The following is a 25,906-nucleotide window of genomic DNA, read 5'->3' on the forward strand; positions in this document are numbered from 1 at the left end:
AGGTGTGGGGGGTGTGCGGGCAAGACCTTGCCCTGTACGGGCCGTTCCGGGCAAACCGATCTTCGGTATGTCAGAAGAGATTGACGGCGGCGAACCGGAGGACCGTCTGCGGAGCGCCCGAGAGCACCACGCCCGCCACGGTGGTGAGCGCGATCGCGGCGGTGAGGGATGCCGGGACTCGGTGCCTGGTGGGAGCGGGTGCGACCGCCTCCGGCCGGGTCTCGTCGTGCGGCTGTGCCGGGGCTTCTCCCGGGGCCGCTGCCGTGGACTTCTCCGGGGCGCGGAAGAGTGTCGCGGTCCACTGGAGGTAGTAGTAGAGCGCGATCACCACGTTGACGGCCATGACGACGCCGAGCCAGCCGAGTCCGGCGTCGACGGCCGCGGAGAAGACCGTGACCTTGGCGAAGAGGCCGATGATGCCGGGCGGCAGACCGGCCAGGCAGAGCAGGAAGAAGGCCATCGCCAGGGCGGCGAGGGGGCGGGTGGCGTACAGGCCGCGGTAGTCGGTGAGCCGGTTGCCGGGGCTGGTACGGGCGACCAGGGCGGCGACCGCGAAGGCCCCGAGGTTCACGACGGCGTACATGAGGGCGTACGCGACGGTGGAGCCGATGTGCTCGTCGCTGGAGTACGCGGCGGCGGCGATCGGCACCAGGAGGTAGCCGGCCTGGCCGACGGACGACCAGGCGAGGAGCCGCACGGCGCTGCGGGCCCGGCCGGCGTTCTGGCGCAGGGCAGCGACGTTGCCGATCGTCATGGTGAGCGCGGCGAGGACGGCGAGGGCCGGTCCCCAGACGTCGGCGTACGCCGGGAACGCGATCACGGTGACGAGGATGAGGCCGGAGAAGCCGACCGCCTTGCCGACGACCGAGAGGTAGGCGGCGATCGGCAGGGGGGCGCCGATGTAGGTGTCGGGGACCCAGAAGTGGAAGGGCGCGGCGGCGGTCTTGAACGCGAAGCCGACCAGGGTGAGGGCGACGCCCGCCTTGGCGAGGGTGTCCAGCTGACCGGGTACGTCGTCGAGCCGGGAGGCGATCTCGGTGAGGTGCAGGGTGCCGGTGGTCGCGTACACGAAGCTGACGCCGAGCAGCATGACGGCGGTCGAGACGACGGAGGAGAGGAAGAACTTGAGCGCCGCCTCGGAGGACCGCCGGTCGCCGCGCTTGATGCCGACGAGGGCGAACGCGGGCAGTGAGGCGACTTCGAGGGCGACGACGAGGGTGGCGAGGTCGCGGGCGGCGGGCAGGAGTGCGGCGCCGGAGGCGGAGGACAGCAGCAGGAACCAGAACTCCCCGGCGGGGAGTTTGCGGGTGTCGCCGACCGAGAGCAGGGCGGTGAGCAGGGCGCCGCCGAGCACGAGGGCCTGGATGACCAGGGCGAAGTGGTCGGCGGTGTAGCTGCAGGCACCGGCGCCGCCGGATCCGGTGGCAGCCTCGTTGAGGCAGAAGGTGGAACGGTCGCCGGCGCGCAGCGGGACGAGGAGGGCCAGGGCGGCGACCAGCCCGCCGATGGTCAGCGCGCCGAGGAGCGGCTTGCGGTGCTCGGGCAGGAAGAGGTCGGTGACCAGGACGATCAGGGCCATGGCCGCGACGACGACCGGGGGTGCGATCGCGAGCCAGTCGACGGTCTGGATGAGGCTGGTGGTGTTCTCGGCCGCGCTGGTGAGGAGGTGCGGGGTGGCGAGGTCCGTGGTGACGACACCCGGGGTGACGACGGCTGGGGTCACGACTTGCCTCCTGCGAGGAGCTTCTGCACGGCCGGATCGGTGAGGCCGAGGAGGACGGCGGGCCACAGACCGGCGAGGACGGTGAGCGCGACGAGCGGGGTCCAGGCGGCGAACTCGTATGTCTGGACGTCGGCGAGCTGCGGCTCTTCGCGCTTCTCACCCATGCAGACCCGGCGTACCACCAGGAGCATGTACGCGGCGGTGAGCAGGGTGCCGAACGCGGCGATCGACATGAAGGTGAGGAAGGCCGGGCGGCTGAGGCCGTCGGCGGGGTCGAAGGAGCCGAACAGAGCGAGCATCTCGCCCCAGAATCCGGCGAGCCCCGGCAGTCCGAGGGAGGCGACGGCGGCGAAGGCGAGGAGGCCGCCGAGGCGGGGGGCCCGGCCGTAGAGCGCGGCTCCGGTGGCTCCGGAGAGGGTGTCGAGGTCGGCGGTGCCGTACCGGTCCTTGACCGCGCCGACCAGGAAGAACAGCAGGCCGGTGATGAGGCCGTGGGCGATGTTGGCGAAGAGCGCGCCGTTGACTCCGGTGGGTGTCATGCTCGCGATGCCGAGGAGTACGAAGCCCATGTGGCCGACGGATGAGTACGCGATCAGGCGCTTGAGGTCGCCCTTGGAGCCGGGGCGGACCAGCGCCAGGCAGGCCAGCGATCCGTAGATGATGCCGACGACCGCGAAGGCGGCGAGGTACGGCGCGAAGGTGTGCATCCCGTCGGGGGTGATGGGAAGCAGGATGCGGACGAATCCGTACGTTCCCATCTTCAGCAGGACGCCCGCGAGCAAGACCGAGCCGACGGTCGGTGCCGCGGTGTGGGCGTCCGGCAGCCAGCTGTGCAGCGGCCACATCGGGGTCTTCACGGCGAGCCCGACGCCGATCGCGAGAACGGCGATGACCTGCACGGACGAGGTGAGCCCACGGCCGTTGTCAGTGGCGAGTGCCACCATGTCGAAGGTGCCGCTCTTCAGTCCGACGAGGAGCAGGCCCAGCAGCATGACGACCGAGCCGAGCAGTGTGTAGAGGATGAACTTCCAGGCGGCGGCCTGCTTCTTCGCACCGCCCCAGCGGGCGATGAGGAAGTACATCGGGATGAGGACCATCTCGAACGCCAGGAAGAACAGCAGCAGATCGAGGACGGCGAAGGTCGCGAGGGTGCCGGACTCCAGAACGAGCAGAAGTGCGACGAAGGCCTTCGGGGAGGGGCCGGCGGGCATCTTGAAGTAGCTGTACAGCGCGCAGAGGAAGGTCAGCAGCGCGGTCAGTACGAGAAGGGGGAGCGAAATGCCGTCGATGCCGAGGTGGATGCGGACGTCGAGCGCCGGGATCCAGCTGATGTCGGTGGTGGCCTGCATCTTCGACGGGTGGTCGTGGTCGAAGCCCGCGGCGAGCACGATCGCGGCGACGAGGATCGCGCCGGTGACGGTCACGCCGTGGCGGAGCACGGCCTGGTCGGGGTCCTTTCCCTTCAGTCCGGGCGGGGCCGGCAGAAGGGCGGCGACTGCGCCGATGAGCGGGATGACGACGATGAACGCGAGAAGGAACTGCATCACGGATTCACTGATATCGATCACGGCTCACGACCCGGCGTTGACGTTGGCAAAGACGACGGCGGCGATCGCCAGGACCAGCGAACCGGCGAGCAGTGCGCTGAGGTAGGTCTGCACGTTGCCGGTCTGCGCACGGCGGACGGCGGCGCCGAGCCCGCGTGCGACGGCTCCGGAGCCGCGTACGTAGGTGTCGACGACCTCGCGGTCCAGGAAGCGGACGAGCCTCGCCGCGGCCTGGACGGGGCGGACGAACAGCGCCGTGTACAGGGCGTCGAGGTGGAAGCCCGCGGCGGCCGGGCGGTGCAGCGGGCCGAGCAGCAGGCGGCCGGGGTCGGCCGGGTCGGGGGCGTCGCCGACGGCTCCGTAGGCGGCGGTGTGTGCCGTCATGGCCTGGGCCTCGACGAGGGCGGGTTCGGCGTCGGGGTGGGCGACGACGGTGCCGACGGAGGTGCGGGCGGCGAGCGCCGAGGTGTGGCGCCAGGCGCCATAGGTGACGAGGCCGCCGACGAGTCCGACACCCGTGGAGAGGACGGCGGTGGTCACGGACGGGGTGAGGGCGTGTCCGTCGAACCAGTCGGTGATCGCGCCGACGGTCAGTCCGAAGGCGATGGTGGGGACGGCCAGGACCCAGAGGACGGCGGTCATCGCGACGGGCTGCCTGCCATGGTCGGGGGCCTCGGCGCCGCGGCCCCGGAAGGCGAGGAGCCAGAGGCGGGTGGCGTAGGCGGCGGTGAGGACGGCGGCGAGCAGTCCGGCGACGAGCACGGTCCAGCCGGCGGCGGCCGGGGCGACGTGCCGGTCCCCGAACGCGGTGTGCTCGGCGGCGACGAGGACGGCTTCCTTGGAGAAGAAGCCGGCGAACGGGGGGATGGCGGCGAGCGCGAGCAGGGCGACGGTCATCGTCCAGTAGGCGTCCGGGACGCGCTTCGTCAGGCCGCCCATGCGGGACATGGCGGCCAGTGAGTTGGTCCCGGCAGCGTGGATGACGACGCCGGCCGCGAGGAAGAGGACGGCCTTGAACGCGCCGTGGGACAGGAGGTGGAAGACGGCGGCCCCGCGGTCGCCGACGGCCAGGGCACCGGCCATGTAGCCGAGCTGACCGATCGTCGAGTAGGCGAGGACCCGCTTGATGTCGTCCTGGGCGAGGGCGGCGAGCCCCGAGCCGATCATCGTGATCGCGGCCATCACGGCGAGTACGACGAGGGCGGCGCCGGACTGGGCGAAGACGGGGAGGAGCCGGGCCACGAAGTAGATGCCGGCGGCGACCATCGTCGCGGCGTGGATGAGCGCGGAGACGGGGGTGGGGCCGGCCATCGCGTCGGGCAGCCAGGTGTGCAGGGGGAACTGCGCCGACTTGCCGGCGACGCCCGCGAGGAGCAGCAGCGCGATGAGGGTGGGGTGGTCAAGGCCGCCGTGGGCGACGGCGCCCAGGATGCCGGTGATGCGGAAGGTTCCGGTGTCGGCGGCGAGCGCGAACAGGCCGATCAGGAAGGGGACGTCGCCGAGCTTGGTGACCAGGAAGGCCTTGAGGGAGGCGGCGCGGGCTTCGGGCGTCTCCCAGTAGTGGCCGACGAGGAAGTACGAGCAGATGCCCATGATCTCCCAGCCGACCAGCAGCACCATCAGGTCGCCGGAGTAGACGACGAGCAGCATCGCGGAGGTGAAGAGGGAGACGAGGGCGGCGTACGAGGGGTAGCGGGGGTCGTCGCGCAGATAGGCGGTCGAGTAGATCTGCACGCAGGTCGCGACGAGTCCGACCAGCACGGCGACGAGGACGGCGAAGCCGTCGAGGTGCAGGGCGAGGTCGATCGGGACCGAGCCGGTGGGGGTGAGCTGGGTCGCGGCGTCGATGGCCCGGCCGCCGCCCTGGCGGGCCGCGACGACGGCCGCGATGACGGCGGCGGCGAGGGTGGGCAGTACGGCGAGGGGCCGTACGAAGCCGGGGGCGGTGCGTCCGAGGAGGAGGCCGGCCGCGGCGCCCAGGAACGGGAGGAGGGGGACGAGGACGGCGAGGGTCGTGGTGGTCACGCGGTGGCCTCTGCCTTCTTTGCCTTCCCTGCCGCAGCAGTGGCCTGGTCTTCGGTGCCGGTGTCGGACTCGTCGTCCGGGAGGGCTTCGGCGGCGTCGGTCTCGGCGGTGTCGCGGAGCCGGTCGATGTCCGAGCTGCCGCGGTTGCGGTACACGGCTAGGACGATCGCCAGACCGATGCCGATCTCGGCCGCCGCGATGGCGATGGTGAAGAGGGCGAGGGCCTGGCCGGAGTGCAGGGCGTCGCGGAGCCAGACGTCGAAGGCGACCAGGTTGAGGTTGACGGCGTTGAGCATCAGCTCGACGGACATCAGCACCAGGATCGCGTTGCGGCGGGCGAGTACTCCGTACAGCCCGGTGCAGAAGAGGAGGGCGGCGAGCACGGCGGGATAGGCGAGGTGCATCAGCTCTGCTCCTTACCGCGCTTGCGGGACAGGACGATCGCGCCGACGAGGGCGGCGAGCAGCAGGACGGAGAGTGCTTCGAAGGGCAGCACCCAGTGCCGGAAGAGGAAGGAGCCGGTCGCCTCGGTCGAGCCCTGGGCCGGTCCGTCCAGGTCGATCCAGGTGGTGCGGAAGGCGTCGACGACGACCCAGACGAGCGCGCCGGCGGCGGCGACGGCCACGGCGAGGGCCGCCCAGCGGTTGCCGGAGTCGGCGTCCGGGGAGCGGCCGATGGGGGCTCTGGTGAGCATCAGCCCGAAGAGAAGGAGGACGACGACGGAACCGACGTAGATCAGTACCTGCACCCAGGCGATGAACTCCGCGGTGAGCAGGAGGTACTCGACGGCGAGACCGCCGAGCGCCACGACCAGCCATAGGGCGGCGTGCACCAGCTGCTTGGTCGTGACGGTGACGAGGGCCGCGCCGAGGGTGGCGATGCCGACGAGGAGGAAGGCGATCTCGACGCCGGTCGGGGAGAGGAAGCCGGAGGGGGCCGGGGCGTCCGGGCGGGCGGCGAGGAGGAGGGAGTGGGCGGAGTGTGCGGAGTGCGCCGCGGTGGCTGCGAGTGTCACTCCTCCCCCTCTGCTTTCTGCTGGGCCTGGTCGGGCTGGTCGGGCTGGTGGGTTTGCTGCTGGGGCTGTTGGGCCTGCGGGGCCTGCTGGGCTTCCTGGGCGCGCTGGGCTTCGAGTTTCTCCGCTGCCTTGCGGGCGGCGGCGATCTCCTTCGGCTCCTCGGCGCCCGGGTCGAGCGCGGGCGGTTCCGGCACCGTCCACATCCATTCGCGGAGTTTGTCGCGCTCATGGGTGAGTTCGAGGATGTCCGTCTCCGCGTACTCGAACTCCGGCGACCAGAAGAGCGCGTCGAAGGGGCACACCTCGATGCAGATACCGCAGTACATGCAGAGCGAGAAGTCGATCGCGAAGCGGTCGAGGACGTTGCGGCTGCGTTCGCGCCCGCCCGGGGCCGCGGCGGGCACCGTCTCCTTGTGGGAGTCGATGTAGATGCACCAGTCCGGGCACTCGCGGGCGCAGAGCATGCAGACCGTGCAGTTCTCCTCGAACAGCGCGATGACGCCTCGGGAGCGGGGCGGGAGCTCGGGCTGGACGTCCGGGTACTGCGCGGTGACCGTCTTCCTCGTCATCGTCCGCAGGGTGACGGCCAGGCCCTTGGCCAGGCCGGATCCGGGGATGCGGGGACGGGAGTGCGGGGGCGGCACGGCCATCAGCTGATCGCCACCTTCACGATGCCGGTGAGCGCGATCTGCGCGAGAGCGAGCGGGATGAGTGTGGTCCAGGCGAGCTTCTGCAACTGGTCCTCGCGGAGCCGGGGGTAGGACACCCGCAGCCAGATGACGACGAAGGCGAGTACGGCGGTCTTGAGCAGCGTCCAGACCCAGCCGAGTCCGTCGGCGCCGAACGGGCCGTGCCAGCCGCCGAGGAAGAGGACGGTGGTCAGTCCGCACAGCACGACGATGCCCGCGTACTCGGCGAGCAGGAAGAGCGCGAAGCGCAGGCCGGTGTACTCGGTGTACGCGCCGAAGATGATCTCGGAGTCGGCGACCGGCATGTCGAACGGCGGGCGTTGCAGCTCGGCCAGGCCGGCCACGAAGAAGACCAGTGCGCCGACGATCTGCCAGGGCAGCCACCACCACTCGAAGGCGTCGAGGATGCCCGGGAGGGAGACGGTGCCGGCCGCCATCGCGACCGAGGCGGCGGCGAGCAGCATCGGCAGCTCGTACGCGAGCAGCTGGGCGGCGGTGCGCAGGCCCCCGAGGAGGGAGAACTTGTTGGCCGAGGCCCACCCGGCCATGAGCGAGCCGAGCACGCCGACGCCCATCACGGCGAGCACGAAGAAGATGCCCGCGTCGACGACCTGTCCGACCGCGCCCTCGCCGGGGCCGATCGGGATGGCGACGAGTACGAGGAGGTACGGGAGGAGTGCGACGGCCGGCGCGAGCTGGAAGATACGGCGGTCGGCCCCGGCCGGGACGATGTCTTCCTTCTGCGCGAACTTCACGCCGTCCGCGACGAGCTGGGCCCAGCCGTGGAAGCCGCCCGCGTACATGGGGCCGAGGCGGCCCTGCATGTGGGCCATCACCTTGTGCTCGGTCTGTCCCACGACGAGGGGGAGGACCATGAACACGGCGAAGACGATGACCAGGCGGAGGGCGACGTCGAGTACGTCGTTCACGCGGTATCGCCTCCGGCGGGGTGGTTGGGGGGTGCTGGGGTTTCCGGAGCCTCTGAGGTTTCTGCGGTTTCCGGGGTCTCCGAGGGGGCGGGCTCGGGCTCAGGGGTGACGTCGGTTTCGGGAGTGGCGTCGGTTTCGGTGTCGGGGGTGGGGGTGGAAGTGCCGCTGCGCGGGGCTTCTCCCCTGCCCGCCCCTTCCCGAACCGGGGGCTCCGCCCCCGGGCCCCCGCTCCTCAAACGCCGGAGGGGCTGGGAGGTACCTGTGGAGGGCTCGGCGGAATCCGCGTCGAAGGCCGGGCGAGCGTGGTGCCACGGGGCGTCGCCGGCCCCGGCACTCGCCTCCGCCGTAGCCCCGGCGCCCGGCTCGGCCCTCGTCCCGGACTCCGGCCCGGTCTCCGTAACCGCCTCCGCCCTACGCCCCGCCCCGGTCTCCGTAACCGGCTCCCCCTCATCCCGCGCCCGCTGCTGGCTCGCCGAGCCCTCGCTCGCGCTGCGGGTGCGACGCGGGGTCGAGGAGCGGGGAGTCGTGGGGCCGGGCGTCGCAGGGCCAGGGGTCTCAGGGCCAGGAGTCGTGGGACCGGGCTCCGCAGGGCCGGGAGTCGATTCCGGGCCTGCGCCCGTACCGGCTCCCGCGCCGATGCCCGTACCAACGCCCGTGCCCGTGCCAGTGCCCGCGTCCGAGCCGACGCCTGCGCCGACGCTCGTACCCGCGCCCGCTTCCGCAGCCGTCGCCGCCGTTCGCTGGGCGGCCGAGCCCTCGCTCGCGCTGCGGGTGCGGCGTGCCGGGCGGTCGCCTGCTGCGCGTGGGGTGCGGGTCGGGCGGGAGGGGGCGGGTGGGAGCTGGCCCTTGAGGGGGCCCCATTCGTTCGGGTCGGGGACGCCGGGTGGCAGCATCGTGCGTCGCTTCGGGCCGCCGTGTTCCGACTCGCCCGGCTCCTTCGCGCCGGGCCATGCCTTCGCGACGCGTGCCGCCAGTACGAAATCCTTGCGCAGCGGGTGGCCCTCGAAGCCCTCGGGGAGCAGCAGCGGCACCAGGTGCGGGTGGCCCTCGAAGCCGATGCCGAACATCTCGTGCGTCTCGCGCTCGTGCCAGGCGGCGCCCGCGTAGACGTCGATGGCGGTCGGCAGGACCGCCGCCTCGTGCGGAACCGTCGTACGGACCAGGAGCCGGCGGATCCGGCCCTCGGCCAGGGCCGCTACATGGGCGCAGACCCGGAAGCCGGTGCCGGGTTCGTCGACCGCGCTCAGCCAGTCGAAATACGTGCAGCCCAGCCGGTCGCGGGCCGTTTCGAGGGCTGCGATCCAGGAGGCGGCCGGTACGTCGACGGTCAGCAGGTCGTACGCGTACTCCGCCGTCGCGTCCTCGCCGAAGAGCTCGGCGGCGGCGTCCGGCAGGCGGTCGTAGGCATCAAGGGTCTCAGGGGCCTCGGGGGCCTCGGGGGCCTCGTCGGCCTCGTCGGGGGTCGGAGTGGTGGTCATGCGTCACCCCTCCCCGGGGCCGGCGGGGCGGCCACCAGGCCGCTACGGAGTTCGGTGGTGGAGGGGCGGCCGCCACCCGTCGCGTACCGCTCGCCCAGTGACTCGCGGGCGATCTTCTCCTGGAGCTTGAGGATGCCCTGGAGGAGCGCTTCCGGCCGGGGCGGGCAGCCGGGTACGTAGACGTCGACCGGGATGATCTGGTCGACGCCCTTGGTCACGGAGTACGAGTCCCAGTACGGGCCGCCGCAGTTGGAGCAGGCCCCGAAGGAGATGACGTACTTGGGCTCGGGCATCTGCTCGTAGAGCCGCTTCACGGCCGGGGCCATCTTGTCGGTCACCGTGCCGGAAACGATCATGAGGTCGGCCTGGCGCGGGCCTGGCGCGAACGGGATCACGCCGAGCCGGATGAAGTCGTGCCGGGCCATGGAGGCGGCGATGAATTCGATGGCGCAGCAGGCGAGCCCGAAGTTGAAGACCCAGAGGCTGTAGCGGCGGCCCCAGTTCAGGACCACCTTCATCGGCTCCGGCGCCAGGCGCGACAGGACGCCGAGCCGCTTGGGCTCCGGCAGGAAGGTCGGCACGGGCTGGGATTCGGATCCCTCGCCGGCCTGTGGGCTGGTCACGTCCATTCGAGGACGCCCTTCTTCCATGCGTAGAGCAGTCCTACGGCCAGGAAACCGAGGAAGATGAACATTTCGACGAGCGTGGTCGCCCCGTATCCGGGTGCGGCGAATACCGTCGCCCACGGAAACAGGAAGATCGAGTCGACGGCGAAGATCACGTACAGGAAGGCATAGACGTAATAGCGGACCTGGGTATGTGCCCATCCTTCACCCACCGGGTCCACACCGCACTCGTACGTCAGGAGTTTCTCCGGCGTCGGGACCACGGGGCGCAGCAGCCGGCCGGCCCCGAAGGCGACGGCGACGAACAGCACGCCGATCACGGCGAGCAGTCCGACCGCTGAATAGGCGTGGAAGTAGTCCGACGCGAGAACGGTCGATTCCGGCAGCTCCGTCACGTCCGCCCCTCGCTCCCTCGAATCCGTCCGGTGATCCGTACGCACGGGAGTCTAGGCCCTGTTAAAGAGAGGGTAAGCAGCCGCGTCGGACCAGGGGTGGGGTTATCCCCACTTCACCGCACCCACGGGCCCCATGGCGTGCGCCGGTCCGGCCCGGCAGGCTGGGCATATGACCATGAGCCCCACGGTGCCGGACAACGACCGGCCACCACCCGCCAGACTCATCCCCGACCCGTGGACCTGGAAGGAGATCGGCCATCTTCTGGCCAATCTCCCGCTGACCATTGTCTGGTTTGTTTACACGGTGTTCATGATCGGTGTCGGTGTGGCACTCGCGGTCACGGTGATCGGTCTGCCCCTGCTCGCCGTCGGGCTGCACGGGGCGCGGCTGATCGGCAAGGCCGAGCGGGGCCGGGCGCGGGCGATGCTCGGGGTGTCGGTCGACGAGCCGAGCCCGATGGAGCTGTCCCGCCGGGACAGGGGGTTCTTCGCCTGGCTGTGGTCGAGCCTCAAGGATCCGGTGGGCTGGCGGACGGTGCTGTACTCCTTCGTCCGGCTGCCCTGGGGCGTACTCACCTTCGGGGTGACGCTCGTGAGCTTCCTCGTGCTGTGGCCGCTGCTCCCCCACATCACACGGCTCCTCAGCAACGGGGACCGGGCGATGGTGCGCGCGCTGCTCTCGCCCTCCGACGAGCTGGAGCACCGGATCGCCGAGCTGGAGGCGGACCGCGGAGTGGTCGTCGACACCGCCGCGGCCGACCTCCGACGCATCGAACGCGACCTCCACGACGGCGCCCAGGCCCGCCTCGTCGCCCTCGCCATGGGCCTCGGCCTGGCCAAGGAAAAGCTCACCGACGACCCCGAAGCCGCCGCCCGCATGGTCGACGAGGCCCACGGCGAGGTCAAGGTCGCCCTCCAGGAACTCCGCGACCTCGCACGCGGCATCCACCCCGCCGTCCTCACCGACCGCGGACTCGACGCCGCCCTCTCCGCCATCGCCTCCCGCTGCACCGTCCCCGTCACGGTCGGCGTGGACCTTCCGGGGCGCCCCGCGGAGGCCATCGAGGGGATCGCGTACTTCACGGTCTCCGAGCTGCTGCAGAACGTGAGCAAGCACAGCGCGGCGCGTTCGGCGGCCGTCGAGGTGTGGCGCTCCGGGGACCGGCTGCTGCTCCAGGTCACCGACGACGGCCGGGGCGGGGCCCGGATGGACGGCGGTACGGGAATGGCGGGGCTGGCCGAGCGGCTGGGCGCCGTCGACGGGCTGTTCGTCCTCGATTCACCGGTCGGCGGACCCACGACGGTCACGGCGGAGCTGCCCTGGCGGGACCGTGAGCGGACGCCCGCACAGCAGCCCGCACAGACACCCGAGCAGAAGCACGAGCAGAAGCGTGAAAAGAAGCGTGAGCAGAAACGCGAACAGGGACGTGAGCGGACGCGCGCGCGGAAGTGAAGACGTAGGGCTCCGAGCCCGGACGCGCGGAGGTGGGGAAAACCCCCGGTCGAAGAGGGATACCCCCCTCATGGTGCGCCGGTCCGCGAAACAGCACTCTTGTCATGACGGCCGGAACGGGCACCGAGCAGCCGACCGGGCATCGAGCACCTGGCTACCCAGCACTCTCACAAACCACCGAAACGGACAGCACCCATGGTCACGGCATACGGACCGGACACTCGGGACCACCAGCGGTCCGGAGCCGGTTTCGGGAACCATCCCCCGGTGAAGCACTTCTTCCCCGCCGCGCTGCGCGCGCCCGTCGAGGGCCGGACCTGGCGCGAGTTCACCTATCTGCTGCTGGGCCTGCCGATCTGCCTGGTCCTGTTCAGTCTCTCGATCACCCTGGCGACGCTGGGTGTCGGATTGCTGATCACCTTCCTCGGGGTGCCGATCCTGGCGGGCACGCTGGCCATGTGCCGGGGCTTCGGCGCGATGGAGCGGGCCCGGGCGCGCGGACTGCTGAGGCTGGACGTGGCGGCCCCGGCGCCGGTGCGCGGCAAGACCGGCGGCCTGATGTCCTGGATGGGCGCGGCCCTCAAGAGCGGGGCGTCCTGGCGCCATCTCCTCTACACCCTGTTGTACCTCCCGTGGGCGACCTTCGCCTTCGTCGTCTCGGTGACGTTCTGGACGTGTGGGTGGACCGCGTTCACCTACCCGCTGTGGCAGTGGATCTTCCCGGCGTACGTGAACAGCAACGGCATTCAGCTGTACGCGGACCGGGGCCACGAGGTCCACCTCGACTCCTCCGTCGAGATGGCTCTGACCAGTGCGGTCGGCCTGGCGTTCGTTCTCGTCACGCCGTGGATCATCCGTGGTCTGGTGAGCGTGGACCGGGCGTTGGTGGCCGGGCTGCTCGGGCCGTCCCGGCTGGCGACCCGTGTCTCGGAGCTGGAGTCGGACCGTGGGGTGGTCGTCGACACCGCCGCGGCCGACCTCCGACGCATCGAACGCGACCTCCACGACGGCGCCCAGGCCCGCCTCGTCGCCCTCGCCATGGATCTGGGCCTGGCCAAGGAAAAGCTCACCGACGACCCCGAAGCCGCCGCCCGCATGGTCGACGAGGCCCACGGCGAGGTCAAGGTCGCCCTCCAGGAACTCCGCGACCTCGCACGCGGCATCCACCCCGCCGTCCTCACCGACCGCGGACTCGACGCCGCCCTCTCCGCCATCGCCTCCCGCTGCACCGTCCCCGTCACGGTCGAGGTGGATCTGGCCTCCCGGCCGGCCCAGGCGATCGAGGGGATCGCCTACTTCACGGTCTCCGAGCTGTTGCAGAACGTGAGCAAGCACGCACGCGCGACCCGCGCCTCGGTCGACGTGTGGCGGGCGGCGGACCGGCTGATGCTCCAGGTGACCGACGACGGACGCGGCGGCGCCGACGTGGCGGCGGGCAGCGGTCTCGCCGGGCTGACCGAGCGGCTGGACGCGGTGGACGGCGTGCTGGTCGTGGATTCCCCGCAGGGCGGTCCGACGCGGATCACGGCCGAGCTGCCGTGGCGTGGCTGAGACCGGACGGAATCCACGCGGCCGAGGCCGGAAGGAATCGACGTGATGGGACGGACGGAATCCGCGTCGCGAGAACGGACGGAATCCGCATGGCCAGGGCGGACGGAATCCGCGTCGCGAGGACGGACGGGATACGCGAGGTGAGACGGATGGGATACGCGCAGTGAGGACGGGTGCCGCCCGCCCGTGAAATCCACCCGGGGGCGGGCAAGGTCCACCCATGAAGTCCACCCGGCGGCCGAGGACACCACACCGCCGATGCTGGGATGCTGGAGATGTACGGGCGTGACCAGCAAACAGTGGGGGCAACGGCTTCATGGTGGAGGACAGGGTGCGAGTAGTCATCGCCGAGGATTCGGTGCTGCTCCGGGAAGGACTCACCCGGCTGCTGACCGATCTCGGGCATGACGTCGTCGCCGGAGTCGGTGACGCCGAGGCGCTGATCAAGACGGTGAGCGACCTGGCGGGGCAGGACGCGCCGCCCGATGTGGTGGTCGCCGATGTGCGGATGCCCCCGACCCACACCGACGAGGGTGTCCGGGCGGCCGTGCGGCTGCGGAAGGACTACCCCGGAATAGGGGTCCTGGTCCTTTCGCAGTACGTCGAGGAGCAGTACGCGACCGAGTTGCTGGCCGGGTCCAGCCGGGGCGTGGGATACCTGCTGAAGGACCGGGTCGCCGAGGTCAGGGAGTTCGTGGACGCGGTGGTCCGGGTGGCTCAGGGCGGTACGGCGCTGGACCCTGAGGTGGTGGCTCAGCTGCTGGGCCGGAGCCGTAAGCAGGACGTCCTGGCCGGGCTGACCCCGCGCGAGCGCGAGGTGCTCGGCCTGATGGCGGAGGGGCGGACGAACTCTGCGGTGGCCAGGCAGCTGGTGGTGAGCGACGGTGCCGTGGAGAAGCACGTCAGCAACATCTTCCTGAAGCTGGGGCTGTCACCCAGTGACGGGGATCACCGCCGGGTACTGGCCGTATTGACCTACCTGAACTCCTGACGAACTGACACCCTGTCAGATATCTGGTCGAGGTCACCACGGGAGCCGGTCGCGGCTGTCGTGGCGGCCAGGTCCGGGGGTGGACTCACCCCCGGACCGGAGAGCGCGGCCTAGCACCAAAGGATGACTGCACAGCGTCTTCATCGAACGGCTGGGGGGCTTGCAAAACATGACAAACCAGCATCAAGTCGCGTCCCAAAATGGCGTCCACCATGTGATCGGTCCAGGGAAGGCGACCCTTACCGACGTAGGGTGGGCAGTGGGACCGTCGGCGGGCCGGCGGGACCAGAGCCGCCGCCCCGAGGGAGGTCCAGTTCAGTGACCAGCCAGGTCAGTAGCCCAGCCGAACAGGCCGATGAGGCCAGCGAGGCGCTCGTCGGGGGGCAGCGTGCCCCCCGCTCCGATCATGCGGATGCCGGCGACAAGGAGATCCGCCGCCTCGACCGGGTGATCATCCGTTTCGCGGGTGACTCCGGAGACGGTATGCAGCTCACCGGTGACCGCTTCACCTCGGAGACCGCGTCGTTCGGGAACGACCTTTCGACCCTGCCGAACTTTCCCGCCGAGATCCGCGCCCCCGCAGGCACCCTGCCGGGGGTTTCTTCGTTCCAGCTGCATTTCGCGGACCACGACATCCTCACGCCGGGCGACGCGCCGAACGTGCTGGTGGCGATGAACCCGGCCGCGCTGAAGGCGAACATCGGCGACGTGCCGCGCGGCGCGGAAATCATCGTGAACACCGATGAGTTCACCAAGCGCCCGATGGCGAAGGTCGGCTACGAGACCTCCCCGCTGGAGGACGGTTCCCTGGACGGCTACAGCGTCCATCCGGTGCCGCTGACGACGCTCACGATCGAGGCACTGAAGGAGTTCGGGCTCTCCCGCAAGGAGGCCGAGCGGTCGAAGAACATGTTCGCGCTGGGCCTGCTGTCGTGGATGTACCACCGCCCGACCGAGGGGACCGAGGCGTTCCTTCGGGCGAAGTTCGCGAAGAAGCCGCAGATCGCCGAGGCGAACGTGGCCGCGTTCAGGGCGGGGTGGAATTTCGGGGAGACGACGGAGGACTTCGCCGTCTCCTACGAGGTGGCACCCGCCTCGCAGGCCTTCCCGCCGGGCACGTACCGCAACATCTCGGGGAACCTGGCGCTGTCGTACGGACTGATCGCCGCGTCGCGCCAGGCGGACCTGCCGCTGTATCTGGGCTCGTACCCGATCACCCCGGCCTCCGACATCCTGCACGAGCTGAGCCGGCACAAGAACTTCGGCGTGCGCACGTTCCAGGCCGAGGACGAGATCGCGGGGATCGGGGCGGCGCTGGGCGCGGCCTTCGGCGGTTCCCTCGCGGTGACGACCACGTCCGGTCCGGGAGTGGCGCTGAAGTCGGAGACGATCGGGCTCGCCGTCTCCCTGGAGCTGCCGCTGCTCGTGATCGACATCCAGCGCGGCGGCCCGTCCACGGGTCTGCCGACCAAGACCGAGCAGGCCGACCTGCTCCAGGCGATGTACGGGCGCAACGGCGAAGCCCCCGTCCCGATCGTGGCCCCCAGGACCCCGGCCGACTGCTTCGACGCCGCGCTCGACGCCGCCCGGATCGCCCTGACCTACCGCACCCCCGTCTTCCTGCTCTCCGACGGGTATCTCGCCAACGGCTCCGAGCCGTGGAAGATCCCCCAGACCGGGGAGCTGCCCGATCTGCGGGTCCGGTTCGCGACCGGCCCCAACCACGAACTGGCCGACGGCACCGAGGTGTTCTGGCCCTACAAACGCGACCCGCAGACCCTGGCCCGCCCCTGGGCGGTGCCCGGCACGCCCGGTCTCGAACACCGCATCGGCGGCATCGAGAAGCAGGACGGCAGCGGCAACATCTCCTACGACCCCGCCAACCACGACCTCATGGTCCGCACCCGCCAGGCCAAGATCGACGGTATCGAGGTCCCCGACGTCGAAGTCGACGACCCGGACGGAGCCCGGACCCTCGTCCTGGGCTGGGGCTCCACCTACGGCCCCATCACCGCCGCCGTCCGCCGGCTCCGCGCCGCCGGACAGCCCATCGCCCAGGCCCACCTGCGCAACCTCAACCCCTTCCCGAAGAACCTCGGCGAAGTCCTCGGCCACTACGACAAGGTCATCGTCCCCGAGATGAACCTCGGCCAGCTCGCCACCCTCATCCGGGCCAAATACCTCGTCGACGCACACAGCTACAACCAGGTCAACGGCATGCCGTTCAAGGCCGAACAGCTCGCAACGGCCCTCAAGGAGGCCATCGATGCCTGACACCAACGAGCTCCTGCACCTGGTGCCCAGGGCCGAGGCCAAGCAGTCCATGAAGGACTTCAAGTCCGACCAGGAAGTCCGCTGGTGCCCGGGCTGCGGGGACTACGCCGTCCTCGCCGCCGTGCAGGGCTTCATGCCCGAACTCGGACTGGCGAAGGAGAACATCGTCTTCGTCTCCGGGATCGGCTGCTCCTCCCGCTTCCCGTACTACATGAACACCTACGGGATGCACTCCATCCACGGCCGCGCCCCCGCCATCGCCACCGGACTCGCCTCCTCCCGCCGCGACCTGTCCGTCTGGGTCGTCACCGGCGACGGCGACGCCCTCTCCATCGGCGGAAACCACCTCATCCACGCCCTGCGCCGCAACGTGAACCTCAAGATCCTCCTGTTCAACAACCGGATCTACGGCCTCACCAAGGGCCAGTACTCCCCCACCTCCGAAGTCGGCAAGATCACCAAGTCCACCCCCATGGGCTCCCTCGACGCCCCCTTCAACCCGGTCTCCCTCGCCATCGGCGCCGAAGCCTCCTTCGTCGCCCGCACCATCGACTCCGACCGCAAACACCTCACCAGCGTGCTGCGCGCCGCGGCCGACCACCCCGGCACGGCGCTGGTGGAGATCTACCAGAACTGCAACATCTTCAACGACGGCGCCTTCGAAGCCCTCAAGGACAAGGAACGCGCCCAGGACGCGGTCATCCGCCTCGAACACGGACAGCCCATCCTCTTCGGCACGGACAACGGCAAGGGCGTCGTCCGCGACCCCGCCACCGGCGACCTCCAGGTCGTGACCGTCACCGAGGACAACCGCTCCCGCATCCTCGTCCACGACGCCCACAACCCCTCACCCACCACCGCCTTCGCGCTCTCCCGCCTCGCCGACCCCGACACCCTCCACCAGACCCCCATCGGCGTCCTGCGCGACATCGACCGCCCCGTCTACGACACCCTCATGGCCGAACAGCTCGACACCGCCGTCGAGCAGAACGGCAAGGGCGACCTCGCCGCGCTCCTCGCCGGCAACGACACCTGGACCGTCGCCGGCTAGGGCGTACCCGGCAGGTCGAAGCCGGACCACGCAATCGCCGGACGGGCTGAATTTCGGCCCGTCCGGCGATTGCGTCCCGGGCGGGCGGCCGACCGCCGCGCACGATGTGCCCATGACCCTGGACCGTCCCGCGTACCGCATCAAGCGGCGTCTGCTCGGCAAGCCGCTCACCACCGAGCGCATCAGCGAGGAGAAGCTGAACAACCGGACGGCGCTCGGGGTGCTCGCCTCCGACTGCATCAGTTCGTCCGCGTACGGCTCCGAGGAGATGCTCCGGGTCCTCGTGCCCGTCGTCGGGGCCGCCGCCTTCACCCTGCTGATGCCGGTGACCGGCGCCATCCTGCTGGTGCTGCTGCTTCTGACGCTCTGTTACAGCGATGTCGTCATGATCTACACCCGGGCGGGCGGCTCCTACGTGGTCGCGCGGGAGAACTTCGGTCCGGACATCGCGCAGATCGCCGCCGTGGCGCTGCTCGTCGACTACATCGTGACCGTCGCCGTCCAGGTCTCGGCGGGCACCAACGCCCTGATCTCGCTGGCCCACCTGGTCGGCACCGACTTCACCGGCCTCGACCACCTCCAGATCCCGGTGTCCGTCGGGGTCATCGTGCTGCTCGCGTACGGGAATCTGCGCGGGATCCGTGAGGCGGGCCGGGCCTTCGCGCTGCCCGCCTATCTCTTCATGGCCGCCGTCGGTCTCGTCCTCCTCGTCGCCGCGGTGCGCGGGCTCACCGGCGAACTGCCGCACGCCGACCTGCACGCCGCCGGGGTCGTTCCGCTCGGCACCCCGGGCGACGGCTGGCTCTACGGCGCCTCGCTCTTCATCGTGCTCCGCTCGTTCGCCAACGGCGGCTCGTCCCTCACCGGGCTCGAAGCAATCTCCAACGGCATCTCCGCGTTCCGCGAGCCGCAGGGCCGCAACGCCCGCCGCACCCTGATCACGATGAGCTGTGTGCTCGGCGTACTGGTGCTGGGCGTCTCCACGCTGGCGCACTTCACCCATGCCGTGCCCTACGCCGACGGCACCCCGACGGTCATCGCGCAGGAGGCCCATCTGGCCTTCGGCGGCGGACCGATCGGGACGGTCGGGCTGATCTTCGTACAGCTGGCGACCGCGCTGGTCCTGTACACCGGGGCCAACACACCGTTCACCGGCTTCCCGTTCCTCGCCAGCTTCGTCGCCGAGGACCGGTTCCTGCCGCGGCTGCTGACCCGGCGCGGGCACCGGCTGGCGTTCTCCAACGGCATCATCGCGCTGACCGTCGTCTCGCTGGCGCTGCTGCTGGTCACCGGGGCCAGCGTGGACAGGCTGGTGGCGCTGTACGCGATCGGCGTGTTCACCGCCTTCACCATGGCCGGGGCCGGTCTCACCGCGTACCACCTGCGGCGCCGCGAGCCGTACCGCCGGGTGAAGATCGCGGTCAACGGGCTCGCCGCGGTGATCTCGGCCGCCGTCGTGCTGATCTTCGCGGTCACCAAGTTCACCGAGGGGGCCTGGCTGGTCGTGGTGGTCTTCCCCCTCGGGGTGTGGGCGCTGACACGGATCAACCGCGAGTACCGGCGCGAGGCGACGGCGCTGCAGAGCATGCAGCCGCCGGGGGCCGACCGGCCCCGGGACCTGCGCCATCTGGTCTTCGTGCTCGTCGAGACGCTGGACCTGGCGACGATCAAGGCGCTGCGGTACGCGCACGAACTGCGCCCGGACGAGATCCGGGCCGTGCACTTCGCGATCGACGAGGCGCACGGCCGGCGGCTGGCCGCCCGGTGGGAGGCGACGGCCGCCACGTCGGTCCCGCTGGAGCTGGTGGAGTGCCCGGACCGGCGGCTGCGCCATGCGATGAAGGAGCTCGCCACCCGCACCACGCAGGACGGCAGGACCTCGCTGACGGTGCTGGTGCCGCGGCGGACGTACTCCCATGTGCTCGGCAAGCTGCTGCACCGGGGCACGGGCGAGCAGATGGCGAAGACACTGGCGACGCTGCCGCACGTGGCGGTGACGATCCTGCCGTTCGACGTGTCGCGTGCGCTGCGTGAGCTGGAGGAGGGGCGCGCCCCTCAGCCGGACTGACCACTCGGGGCGTACGCGGCGTGCGGAGCGTGCGCCGTACGTTCGTCGTGCGCCTTCTGCTCGTCGTACGCCTCGCGCGCCACCTGTACCGCGCTCAGGCGGCGCTCGGTCCAGCGGCCCAGTGCACACACCAGCTCGGCGGCCTCACGGCCCAGCTCGGTGAGCGAGTAGTCGACCCGGGGCGGGATCACCGGCCTCGCCTCCCGGTGCACGATGCCGTCGCGCTCCAGCGTCCGGAGTGTCTGGGTCAGCATCTTCTCGCTGACGCCGCCCACCTCGCGGCGCAGTTCGCTGAAGCGGTACGGGCGCTCCAGCAGTGCGATCAGGATCAGGACACCCCAGCGGCTGGTGATGTGTTCGAGCACCAGCCGCTGGGGGCACATCTGACCGTTCGCATCGGGCCACGCCCCCAGGTCACTTACCTTCATCCCAGTACCTTACTTCAAAGTGGGTACTTTCGATTGGTAAGTGCACCCCTTATGGTGAGTGGTACGAGCCCGAACCGCGAGCCCGAACAAGGACAAGCGCCACCGAAGAGGAGAAACCCCATGAGCATCGTCGTCACCGGAGCCACCGGAGAGCTCGGCCGCCTCGTCATCGAGGAACTGCTGGCCACCGTGCCCGCGAGCGAGATCGCCGCCGTCGTGCGCGACGCGGAGAAGGCGGCCCCGCTCGCCGCCCGCGGCATCGAGCTCCGCGTCGCGGACTACGACCGGCCGGAGTCCCTCAAGGACGTCTTCCGGGCCGGCGACCGGGTCCTGCTCATCTCCGGCAGCGAGGTCGGCCGGCGCGTGCCGCAGCACACCGCGGTCATCGACGCGGCGAAGGCGGCCGGCGTCGCCCGGCTCGCGTACACCGGCGTACTGGGCGGCCCCGACGCCGACTTCCGGCTGGCCGCCGAGCACAAGGTCACCGAGCAGCTGATCCTCGACTCCGGGCTGCCCCACACCTTCCTGCGCAACGGCTGGTACACCGAGAACTACACGGCGAACCTCGCCCCGGTCCTGGCGCACGGCGCCGTCGTCGCCAACGCGGGCGACGGCCGGGTCGCCTCCGCCACCCGGGCCGACTACGCCGCCGCGGCCGCCGCCGTACTGACCGGCGAGGGCCACATCGGCGCGGTCTACGAGCTGAGCGGCGACGTCGCCTGGTCGCTGGCGGAGTACGCGGCGGAGATCTCGAAGGCCACCGGCAGGGAGATCGCGTACCGGAACGTGCCCGCCGCCGCGCACCAGGAGATCCTTGTCGGCGCCGGCGTACCCGAGTTCTTCGCGGAGATCCTCGCCGACGTGGACGAGGCGATCGCGCGCGGTCTGCTCGCCACCACGAGCGGCGACCTGGCCCGGCTGATCGGCCGTCCGACGACGCCGCTCGCCGCGACGGTGGCCGCCGCGGTGGCCACGGCGTAACACCGCTCCCTCGCGGCACCGTTCCCTCGTACCCCAGGGGCCTCGTGTCATGACCGTATTGCGATACGGGCATGACACGGGGCCCTTCCCGGAGCTACCTTCATGCAGTTGACACAGACATGCCTGGAGGGCCCGTGAAGGGGATCGACGAACAGCGGGCGGGACTTCTGTCCGGCATCGGCGCGTACGGACTGTGGGGACTCGTCCCGCTCTTCTGGCCGCTGCTGAAGCCCGCCGGCGCGATCGAGATCCTCGCGCACCGCATGGCCTGGTCCCTCGTGGTCGTCGCCGTCGCACTGCTGGCGCTGCGCCGCTGGTCCTGGATCGGCGAGCTGATCCGGCAGCCGCGGAAGCTCGGTCTGATATCGGTGGCCGCGGCCACGATCACGGTCAACTGGGGTCTGTACATCTGGTCCGTGAACAACGGCCATGTCGTCGAGGCGTCGCTCGGCTACTTCATCAACCCGCTGGTCACCATCGCCATGGGCGTCCTGCTCCTGGGCGAACGGCTGCGCCCCGCGCAGTGGGTGGCGGTCGGCACCGGAGTCGCGGCGGTACTGGTGCTGGCGATCGGTTACGGACGGCCGCCGTGGATCTCGCTGATCCTGGCGTTCTCCTTCGCGACGTACGGACTGATGAAGAAGAAGGTCAACATGAGCGGCCTGGAGTCGCTCACCGCCGAGACCGCGGTGCAGTTCCTGCCCGCGCTCGGCTTCCTGCTGTGGCTGGGCGCCCGGGGCGAGTCGACGTTCACCTCCGACGGCGCCGGCCACGCGGCGCTGCTCGCCTCGACGGGCCTCGTCACGGCCGTCCCGCTCGTGCTGTTCGGCGCGGCGGCGATCCGGGTGCCGCTCTCCACCCTGGGCCTGTTGCAGTACCTGGCGCCGGTCTTCCAGTTCGCCCTCGGCATCGTCTACTTCCACGAGGCGATGCCGCCGGAGCGGTGGGCCGGTTTCGCACTGGTGTGGCTGGCGCTCACGCTCCTGACGTGGGACGCGTTCCGGACGGCTCGGCGGTCGAGCATCCAGGTGCGTCAAGCCCGTCAGGCGGCGCGGCGGCAGGTACCGCACCCGAAGCCGTCGAACGACGAACCCGCCCCGCAAGCACAGAATTAGTTACCTGGTTGCTTTTTTAACTTGGTTACGTTTTCCTGGGAGTCCACGGAACCGCGACCGAGGAGCCCGCATGCCCGCAACCCCGCACGAAACCCCGCCTGCCACCACGCCCGTCACCACCCCTGCCACCACGCCCGTACTGATCGTCGGCTCGGGCCCGACCGGTCTGACGCTCGCCTGCGATCTGGCGCGCCGTTCCATCGGTGTACGGATCATCGACAAGTCCGTCGATTTCCCGCGCAGCTCGCGGGCGAAGGGCCCCAACCCCCGCTCCCTGGAGGTGCTGGAGGACCTGGGCGTCGTCGACCGGGTGCTGGCCGCGGGATCGGGACCGCTGCCGATGCGCAAGTACCGGAACGGGCAGGCGATCGCCGACACCGATCCGTTCGAGTCCTCGCACCCGACGCCGGACGCCCCGTACGCCCACGGCCGGCTCATCGCCCAGTGGCAGCTGGAGGAGATCCTGCGGGACCGCCTCGCGGAGTACGGCGTGCGGGTGGAACTCGGATCCGAGGCGGTCGCGCTGTCGGAGGGCCCCGGCTCCGTGACCGTCGCGCTCGCCGACGGCCGGAGCATCGGGGCGCGGTACGTGGTGGGCTGCGACGGCGGCCACAGCCCGGTACGCAAAGTGCTCGGCGTCCCGTTCGAGGGGAAGACCACCGAGGAGCAGGCGATGGTCTGCGGGGACGTGGAGGCGGACGGCCTCGACCGCGGCCTCTGGCACCAGTGGTTCGACGAGGACGGCGCCGTGATGATGTGCCCGATCCCGGGTACGGCCTCGGGCTGGTGGTTCCAGGCGGGGCCGGAGCGCGACGCGGCGGGGGCGCTCGTACCGCCCTCCCTGGAGAGCTTCCGGCGGCTGTTCGCCAAGCACGCCCGGCTGCCGGCCGAGCTGCTGACGCGGGCCACGCTGCTGTCGACGTACCGGGTCAACGAGCGTATGGCCGACCGCTACCGGGTGGGGCGCGTGTTGCTGGCCGGGGACGCCGCGCATGTGCATTCCGTCGCGGGCGGGCTGGGCATGAACACCGGCATCCAGGACGCGTACAACCTGGGCTGGAAGCTCGCCCGGGTCGTCGACGGCCGCTCGGGCCCCGGCCTGCTGGACACCTACGAGGAGGAGCGGCTGCCCGTGGCCTCCTGGACCCTGGACATCACCGCCGAGCGGCTGCGGGAGACCCTGGACGCGATCCGGCGGCCGGGCGGCGGCCTGGACTCGGCGGTCTCCGCCGACACGACGGGCCTGGGCCTCGGCCACCCCTGGAGCTCCCTTTCCGCCCCCGGCTCCACCCCTCGCCTGCGGGCCGGCGACCGGGCCCCCGACGCCCCCTGCCGCGACACCGCGACGGGCGGGCCGACCCGCCTGTTCGAGGCGTTCGCGGGCCCGCACTTCACCCTGCTGGGCTTCGGCCCGGACACGGCCGAGGTGCTACGGGCGACGGAGGCGGCGTACGGCGACACGGTGCGGGCGTACGGCGTGGACGCGGGAGCCCCGGCCGACCTGACCGACGACGCGGGCCACGCGCACACGGCGTACGGGGTCGGGCCGGGCACCGCTCTCCTCGTCCTGGTCCGCCCCGACAACCACGTGGCCCTGATCGCCCCGGCCACGGAGAGCGGCGCGATCGGCGACTACCTCGACCGCCTGGCCGGTCCGGCCTGACGGCGGGGCGCCCCTACGGCTGCGGGCGCTGCGCGGGCTCCGGATCGGTGGCCGGCCGGGCGTGCAGCTCGACGTCGTACCGCAGCGAGCTTCTGCCGCTGGAGCCCCTCCACCGCGAACCCCGCCGCGCGGGCGACCCGGCACGACGCCGGGTTGTCCGTACGGTGGCCCAGCTCCAGCCGGTCCGCCGCACGCCCCGCAGGCATCACGCCTCCTTCGGGGCGTGCCGGGCGCGGTGCGCCCGGACCTTGTGGAGGTTTCCGCAGCGCTCCATCGCGCACCAGCGCCGTCTGCCCGGCCGCGAGGTGTCGACGAAGAGCAGCTTGCAGTTGTCGGAGCCGCATTCGCGGATGCGGTCGGCGTAGGGACCGGTGAAGAGCTCCACCGCGTCACGGGCGACCGTCGAGAGCAGAGCCGTTCCGGTGGCGTCCGGGGCCACGGCGAGGGACCCGCTGCCGGGGTCGATACGGGGGACGAGCGGCGGCTCGGCCGCCACGGCGTTCACCACGGCAAGATCGGGCCGGGCGAGGGCGCGGCCGTGCGCCCGGTCGACGGTCAGATTCCACAGCGCGGCGCGCAACTCGTGTGCCCGCGCCAGCTCTTGTGCACTCACCGACAGCGACAGACCGCCCGGCAGCCGGCTCTCCCCCGCCCAGCGCACCAGGTCCTCGGGGGCGTGCAGCACCTCGTACGCCGCGTAAAGCGCGTACCCGCCGGTGGGCAACAGCTCCAGGCACAGGGCCCCGGGATCGAAGCGGTAGGGGCGACCCTCCGGCGTGCGAAGTACCAGCCCCGGCACGTCCGTTGACGACTCGCTCATGTAACCACTATAAACGGTTTCCATGACTCTGGACTGGAAAGTCGTCATCGACTCGACCGACCCGCACGCCCAGGCCGCTTTCTGGGGCGAGGCCCTCGGCTACACCGTCGAGGACCACAGCGTCCTGATCGAGCGGCTGCTCGGCTTCGGCGCGGTGCCCGAGGACCTCACTCTCGTGGCCCATGACCGCCGCGCCTGGCGCGACCTCGCGGGGGTCCGGCACCCGGACGACCCGTACGACAAGGACAGCGGGGCGGGCCTGGGGCGGCGGCTCCTCTTCCAGCGCGTCCCGGAGCCCAAAACGGCGAAGAACCGCCTCCACCTGGATGTGCACGCAGGCCCGGAGCGCCGCAAGGCCGAGGTGGAGCGGCTGTTGGGGCTGGGCGCGACGGTGCTCCGCGAGGTGGCGGAACAGAGCGGCACCTGGACGGTGCTCACCGATCCCGAGGGGAACGAGTTCTGCGTGCAGTGACACCGACAGGCGCGGGACGTACGGACAGCGTGTACGTGCAGTCCGCGTCGGGGACGACGACGAGGAGCGGGGCGCCGCTCTTGATGTGCGCGTGGGCGGCGCGTTGGCTCTCGCGGTCCTCGTACCAGGCACGGAGTTCCGCGAGGTGGTCGTCGAGGCCGAGCCGGTCCACGATCCACAATGCCTGCCCGCCGAGCCAGCGCAGTGCGAGGACGGGGGAGATGGTCCGGAAGGTGCCGAGGACGTACCGCGCCGTTCCTCCGGTGCCGTACACGAGCCCTTCGGCGACCGCCGCGCACTGGTAACTCACCTGCTCGGGCAGCCCGTTCGAGTCATCAGTCACAGGATCCGCCCCTCACTCCGGGCATTGCACCGCACGACCTCGGCCCGCAGCCGCTCCATCGGACTCGGCGCTCGCAGGCTCGCGGGTTCCGCCTCCCACTCCGCACCGCCGCAGACCGGTCGTAACGACCAGCGCGGGCCGGCCACACCCCGGAACTCACCCACCCGGTCGCTACGACCGGCATCCACCAACAGGGTTCCGGTGGGCGGGACTTGCGGGGGCTCCTGGTCGCTCGGGGGGTTATTTTCCGCACACACGAGCCACTCCTC

At 70.9% G+C, this 25,906-nt stretch carries 24 protein-coding genes and 1 pseudogene; 10 read left to right on the top strand and 15 right to left on the bottom strand.

The features are described 5' to 3' along the window. Positions 1-70: 70 nt before the first annotated feature. The 10 genes from ABZ622_RS01960 to ABZ622_RS02005 are packed head-to-tail and all read right to left on the bottom strand — an operon-like array spanning position 71 to position 10,427. A complete protein-coding gene (locus ABZ622_RS01960; RefSeq protein ID WP_360539353.1) occupies positions 71-1,723 on the bottom strand; it encodes an NADH-quinone oxidoreductase subunit N in 1,653 nt (550 codons plus the stop codon). Next, positions 1,720-3,267 carry an NADH-quinone oxidoreductase subunit M gene (locus tag ABZ622_RS01965; protein WP_360540234.1) on the bottom strand — a complete coding sequence of 516 codons (1,548 nt, stop codon included), beginning with the start codon at positions 3,265-3,267 and terminating at the stop codon, positions 1,720-1,722. Before ABZ622_RS01965 ends, ABZ622_RS01960 begins: the two co-directional genes overlap by 4 nt. Before the next feature lie 27 nt (positions 3,268-3,294). Next, positions 3,295-5,295, bottom strand: a complete 2,001-nt coding sequence (locus ABZ622_RS01970; protein ID WP_360539355.1) for an NADH-quinone oxidoreductase subunit L — start codon at positions 5,293-5,295, stop codon at positions 3,295-3,297. After that, positions 5,292-5,699, bottom strand: coding sequence for an NADH-quinone oxidoreductase subunit NuoK (gene nuoK, locus ABZ622_RS01975; RefSeq protein ID WP_360539357.1), 408 nt, complete (start codon positions 5,697-5,699; stop codon positions 5,292-5,294). Before nuoK ends, ABZ622_RS01970 begins: the two co-directional genes overlap by 4 nt. Then, entirely contained in the window at positions 5,699-6,310 is a 612-nt protein-coding gene (locus ABZ622_RS01980) for an NADH-quinone oxidoreductase subunit J (protein ID WP_360539359.1), read from the bottom strand. Before ABZ622_RS01980 ends, nuoK begins: the two co-directional genes overlap by 1 nt. Beyond that, on the bottom strand, positions 6,307-6,960 hold the full coding sequence (locus ABZ622_RS01985) for an NADH-quinone oxidoreductase subunit I (protein WP_360539361.1): 654 nt from the start codon (positions 6,958-6,960) through the stop codon (positions 6,307-6,309). The genes ABZ622_RS01980 and ABZ622_RS01985 overlap by 4 nt, the downstream gene beginning before the upstream one ends. Further along, positions 6,960-7,928 carry a complex I subunit 1 family protein gene (locus tag ABZ622_RS01990; RefSeq protein ID WP_072485588.1) on the bottom strand — a complete coding sequence of 323 codons (969 nt, stop codon included), beginning with the start codon at positions 7,926-7,928 and terminating at the stop codon, positions 6,960-6,962. Before ABZ622_RS01990 ends, ABZ622_RS01985 begins: the two co-directional genes overlap by 1 nt. Then, positions 7,925-9,406 (bottom strand): NADH-quinone oxidoreductase subunit C, encoded by a 1,482-nt coding sequence (locus ABZ622_RS01995; RefSeq protein WP_360539364.1) that lies wholly within the window; start codon positions 9,404-9,406, stop codon positions 7,925-7,927. Before ABZ622_RS01995 ends, ABZ622_RS01990 begins: the two co-directional genes overlap by 4 nt. Next, positions 9,403-10,035, bottom strand: a complete 633-nt coding sequence (locus ABZ622_RS02000) for an NADH-quinone oxidoreductase subunit B family protein (RefSeq protein WP_360539366.1) — start codon at positions 10,033-10,035, stop codon at positions 9,403-9,405. The genes ABZ622_RS01995 and ABZ622_RS02000 overlap by 4 nt, the downstream gene beginning before the upstream one ends. Further along, the gene (locus ABZ622_RS02005; RefSeq protein WP_360539368.1) at positions 10,026-10,427 is read right to left on the bottom strand and encodes an NADH-quinone oxidoreductase subunit A; all 402 of its coding nucleotides are present in this window, start codon (positions 10,425-10,427) and stop codon (positions 10,026-10,028) included. The genes ABZ622_RS02000 and ABZ622_RS02005 overlap by 10 nt, the downstream gene beginning before the upstream one ends. Before the next feature lie 169 nt (positions 10,428-10,596). Between ABZ622_RS02005 and ABZ622_RS02010 the strand changes: the two genes are divergently transcribed. From ABZ622_RS02010 to ABZ622_RS02035, 6 genes are all read left to right on the top strand, one after another. Beyond that, entirely contained in the window at positions 10,597-11,880 is a 1,284-nt protein-coding gene (locus tag ABZ622_RS02010; RefSeq protein ID WP_360539370.1) for a sensor domain-containing protein, read from the top strand. 195 nt (positions 11,881-12,075) lie between these two features. Further along, positions 12,076-13,431, top strand: a complete 1,356-nt coding sequence (locus ABZ622_RS02015) for a sensor domain-containing protein (RefSeq protein ID WP_360539372.1) — start codon at positions 12,076-12,078, stop codon at positions 13,429-13,431. Positions 13,432-13,762: 331 nt separating this feature from the next. Next, positions 13,763-14,422 carry a response regulator transcription factor gene (locus ABZ622_RS02020; protein WP_360539374.1) on the top strand — a complete coding sequence of 220 codons (660 nt, stop codon included), beginning with the start codon at positions 13,763-13,765 and terminating at the stop codon, positions 14,420-14,422. Between the two features lie 318 nt (positions 14,423-14,740). Beyond that, entirely contained in the window at positions 14,741-16,696 is a 1,956-nt protein-coding gene (locus tag ABZ622_RS02025; RefSeq protein ID WP_360539376.1) for a 2-oxoacid:acceptor oxidoreductase subunit alpha, read from the top strand. Then, on the top strand, positions 16,689-17,747 hold the full coding sequence (locus ABZ622_RS02030; protein ID WP_360539378.1) for a 2-oxoacid:ferredoxin oxidoreductase subunit beta: 1,059 nt from the start codon (positions 16,689-16,691) through the stop codon (positions 17,745-17,747). Before ABZ622_RS02025 ends, ABZ622_RS02030 begins: the two co-directional genes overlap by 8 nt. A 112-nt stretch (positions 17,748-17,859) precedes the next feature. Next, complete coding sequence (locus ABZ622_RS02035; RefSeq protein ID WP_360539380.1) at positions 17,860-19,815, top strand: APC family permease; 1,956 nt, start codon at positions 17,860-17,862, stop codon at positions 19,813-19,815. Here ABZ622_RS02035 and ABZ622_RS02040 read toward each other — a convergent pair. Beyond that, positions 19,803-20,243 carry a helix-turn-helix domain-containing protein gene (locus tag ABZ622_RS02040; RefSeq protein ID WP_360539382.1) on the bottom strand — a complete coding sequence of 147 codons (441 nt, stop codon included), beginning with the start codon at positions 20,241-20,243 and terminating at the stop codon, positions 19,803-19,805. The genes ABZ622_RS02035 and ABZ622_RS02040 overlap by 13 nt on opposite strands. A 120-nt stretch (positions 20,244-20,363) precedes the next feature. On the opposite strand from ABZ622_RS02040, the gene ABZ622_RS02045 reads away from it, so the two are divergent. The 3 genes from ABZ622_RS02045 (at position 20,364) to ABZ622_RS02055 (ending at position 24,002) form a co-directional block, all read left to right on the top strand. Next, the gene (locus ABZ622_RS02045) at positions 20,364-21,224 is read left to right on the top strand and encodes an SDR family oxidoreductase (RefSeq protein WP_360539384.1); all 861 of its coding nucleotides are present in this window, start codon (positions 20,364-20,366) and stop codon (positions 21,222-21,224) included. A 134-nt stretch (positions 21,225-21,358) separates the two neighbouring features. Further along, on the top strand, positions 21,359-22,339 hold the full coding sequence (gene rarD / locus ABZ622_RS02050) for an EamA family transporter RarD (protein WP_360539386.1): 981 nt from the start codon (positions 21,359-21,361) through the stop codon (positions 22,337-22,339). Positions 22,340-22,409: 70 nt separating this feature from the next. Further along, positions 22,410-24,002, top strand: coding sequence for an FAD-dependent monooxygenase (locus ABZ622_RS02055; protein WP_360539388.1), 1,593 nt, complete (start codon positions 22,410-22,412; stop codon positions 24,000-24,002). Between the two features lie 13 nt (positions 24,003-24,015). Here the strand turns inward: ABZ622_RS02055 and ABZ622_RS02060 are convergent. Continuing rightward, positions 24,016-24,184, bottom strand: a pseudogene (locus tag ABZ622_RS02060) (GNAT family N-acetyltransferase); the annotation flags it as partial. A 23-nt stretch (positions 24,185-24,207) separates the two neighbouring features. Then, positions 24,208-24,822: an ABATE domain-containing protein gene (locus tag ABZ622_RS02065; RefSeq protein WP_360539390.1), complete on the bottom strand. Its 615-nt coding sequence runs from the start codon at positions 24,820-24,822 to the stop codon at positions 24,208-24,210. A 22-nt stretch (positions 24,823-24,844) separates the two neighbouring features. Here ABZ622_RS02065 and ABZ622_RS02070 point away from each other — a divergent pair, with 22 nt between their 5' ends. After that, positions 24,845-25,294 (top strand): VOC family protein, encoded by a 450-nt coding sequence (locus tag ABZ622_RS02070; RefSeq protein ID WP_360539392.1) that lies wholly within the window; start codon positions 24,845-24,847, stop codon positions 25,292-25,294. On the opposite strand, the gene ABZ622_RS02075 is transcribed toward ABZ622_RS02070, so the two are convergent. Both ABZ622_RS02075 and ABZ622_RS02080 read right to left on the bottom strand, forming a co-directional pair. Further along, a complete protein-coding gene (locus tag ABZ622_RS02075) occupies positions 25,257-25,637 on the bottom strand; it encodes a hypothetical protein (protein WP_360539394.1) in 381 nt (126 codons plus the stop codon). The genes ABZ622_RS02070 and ABZ622_RS02075 overlap by 38 nt on opposite strands. Then, the gene (locus ABZ622_RS02080; protein WP_360539396.1) at positions 25,634-25,894 is read right to left on the bottom strand and encodes a hypothetical protein; all 261 of its coding nucleotides are present in this window, start codon (positions 25,892-25,894) and stop codon (positions 25,634-25,636) included. Before ABZ622_RS02080 ends, ABZ622_RS02075 begins: the two co-directional genes overlap by 4 nt. Between the last annotated feature and the right edge of the window lie 12 nt (positions 25,895-25,906).

The organism is Streptomyces sp. NPDC007164 (assembly GCF_040634135.1).
GTDB classification, from domain to species: Bacteria; Actinomycetota; Actinomycetes; order Streptomycetales; family Streptomycetaceae; genus Streptomyces; species Streptomyces sanglieri.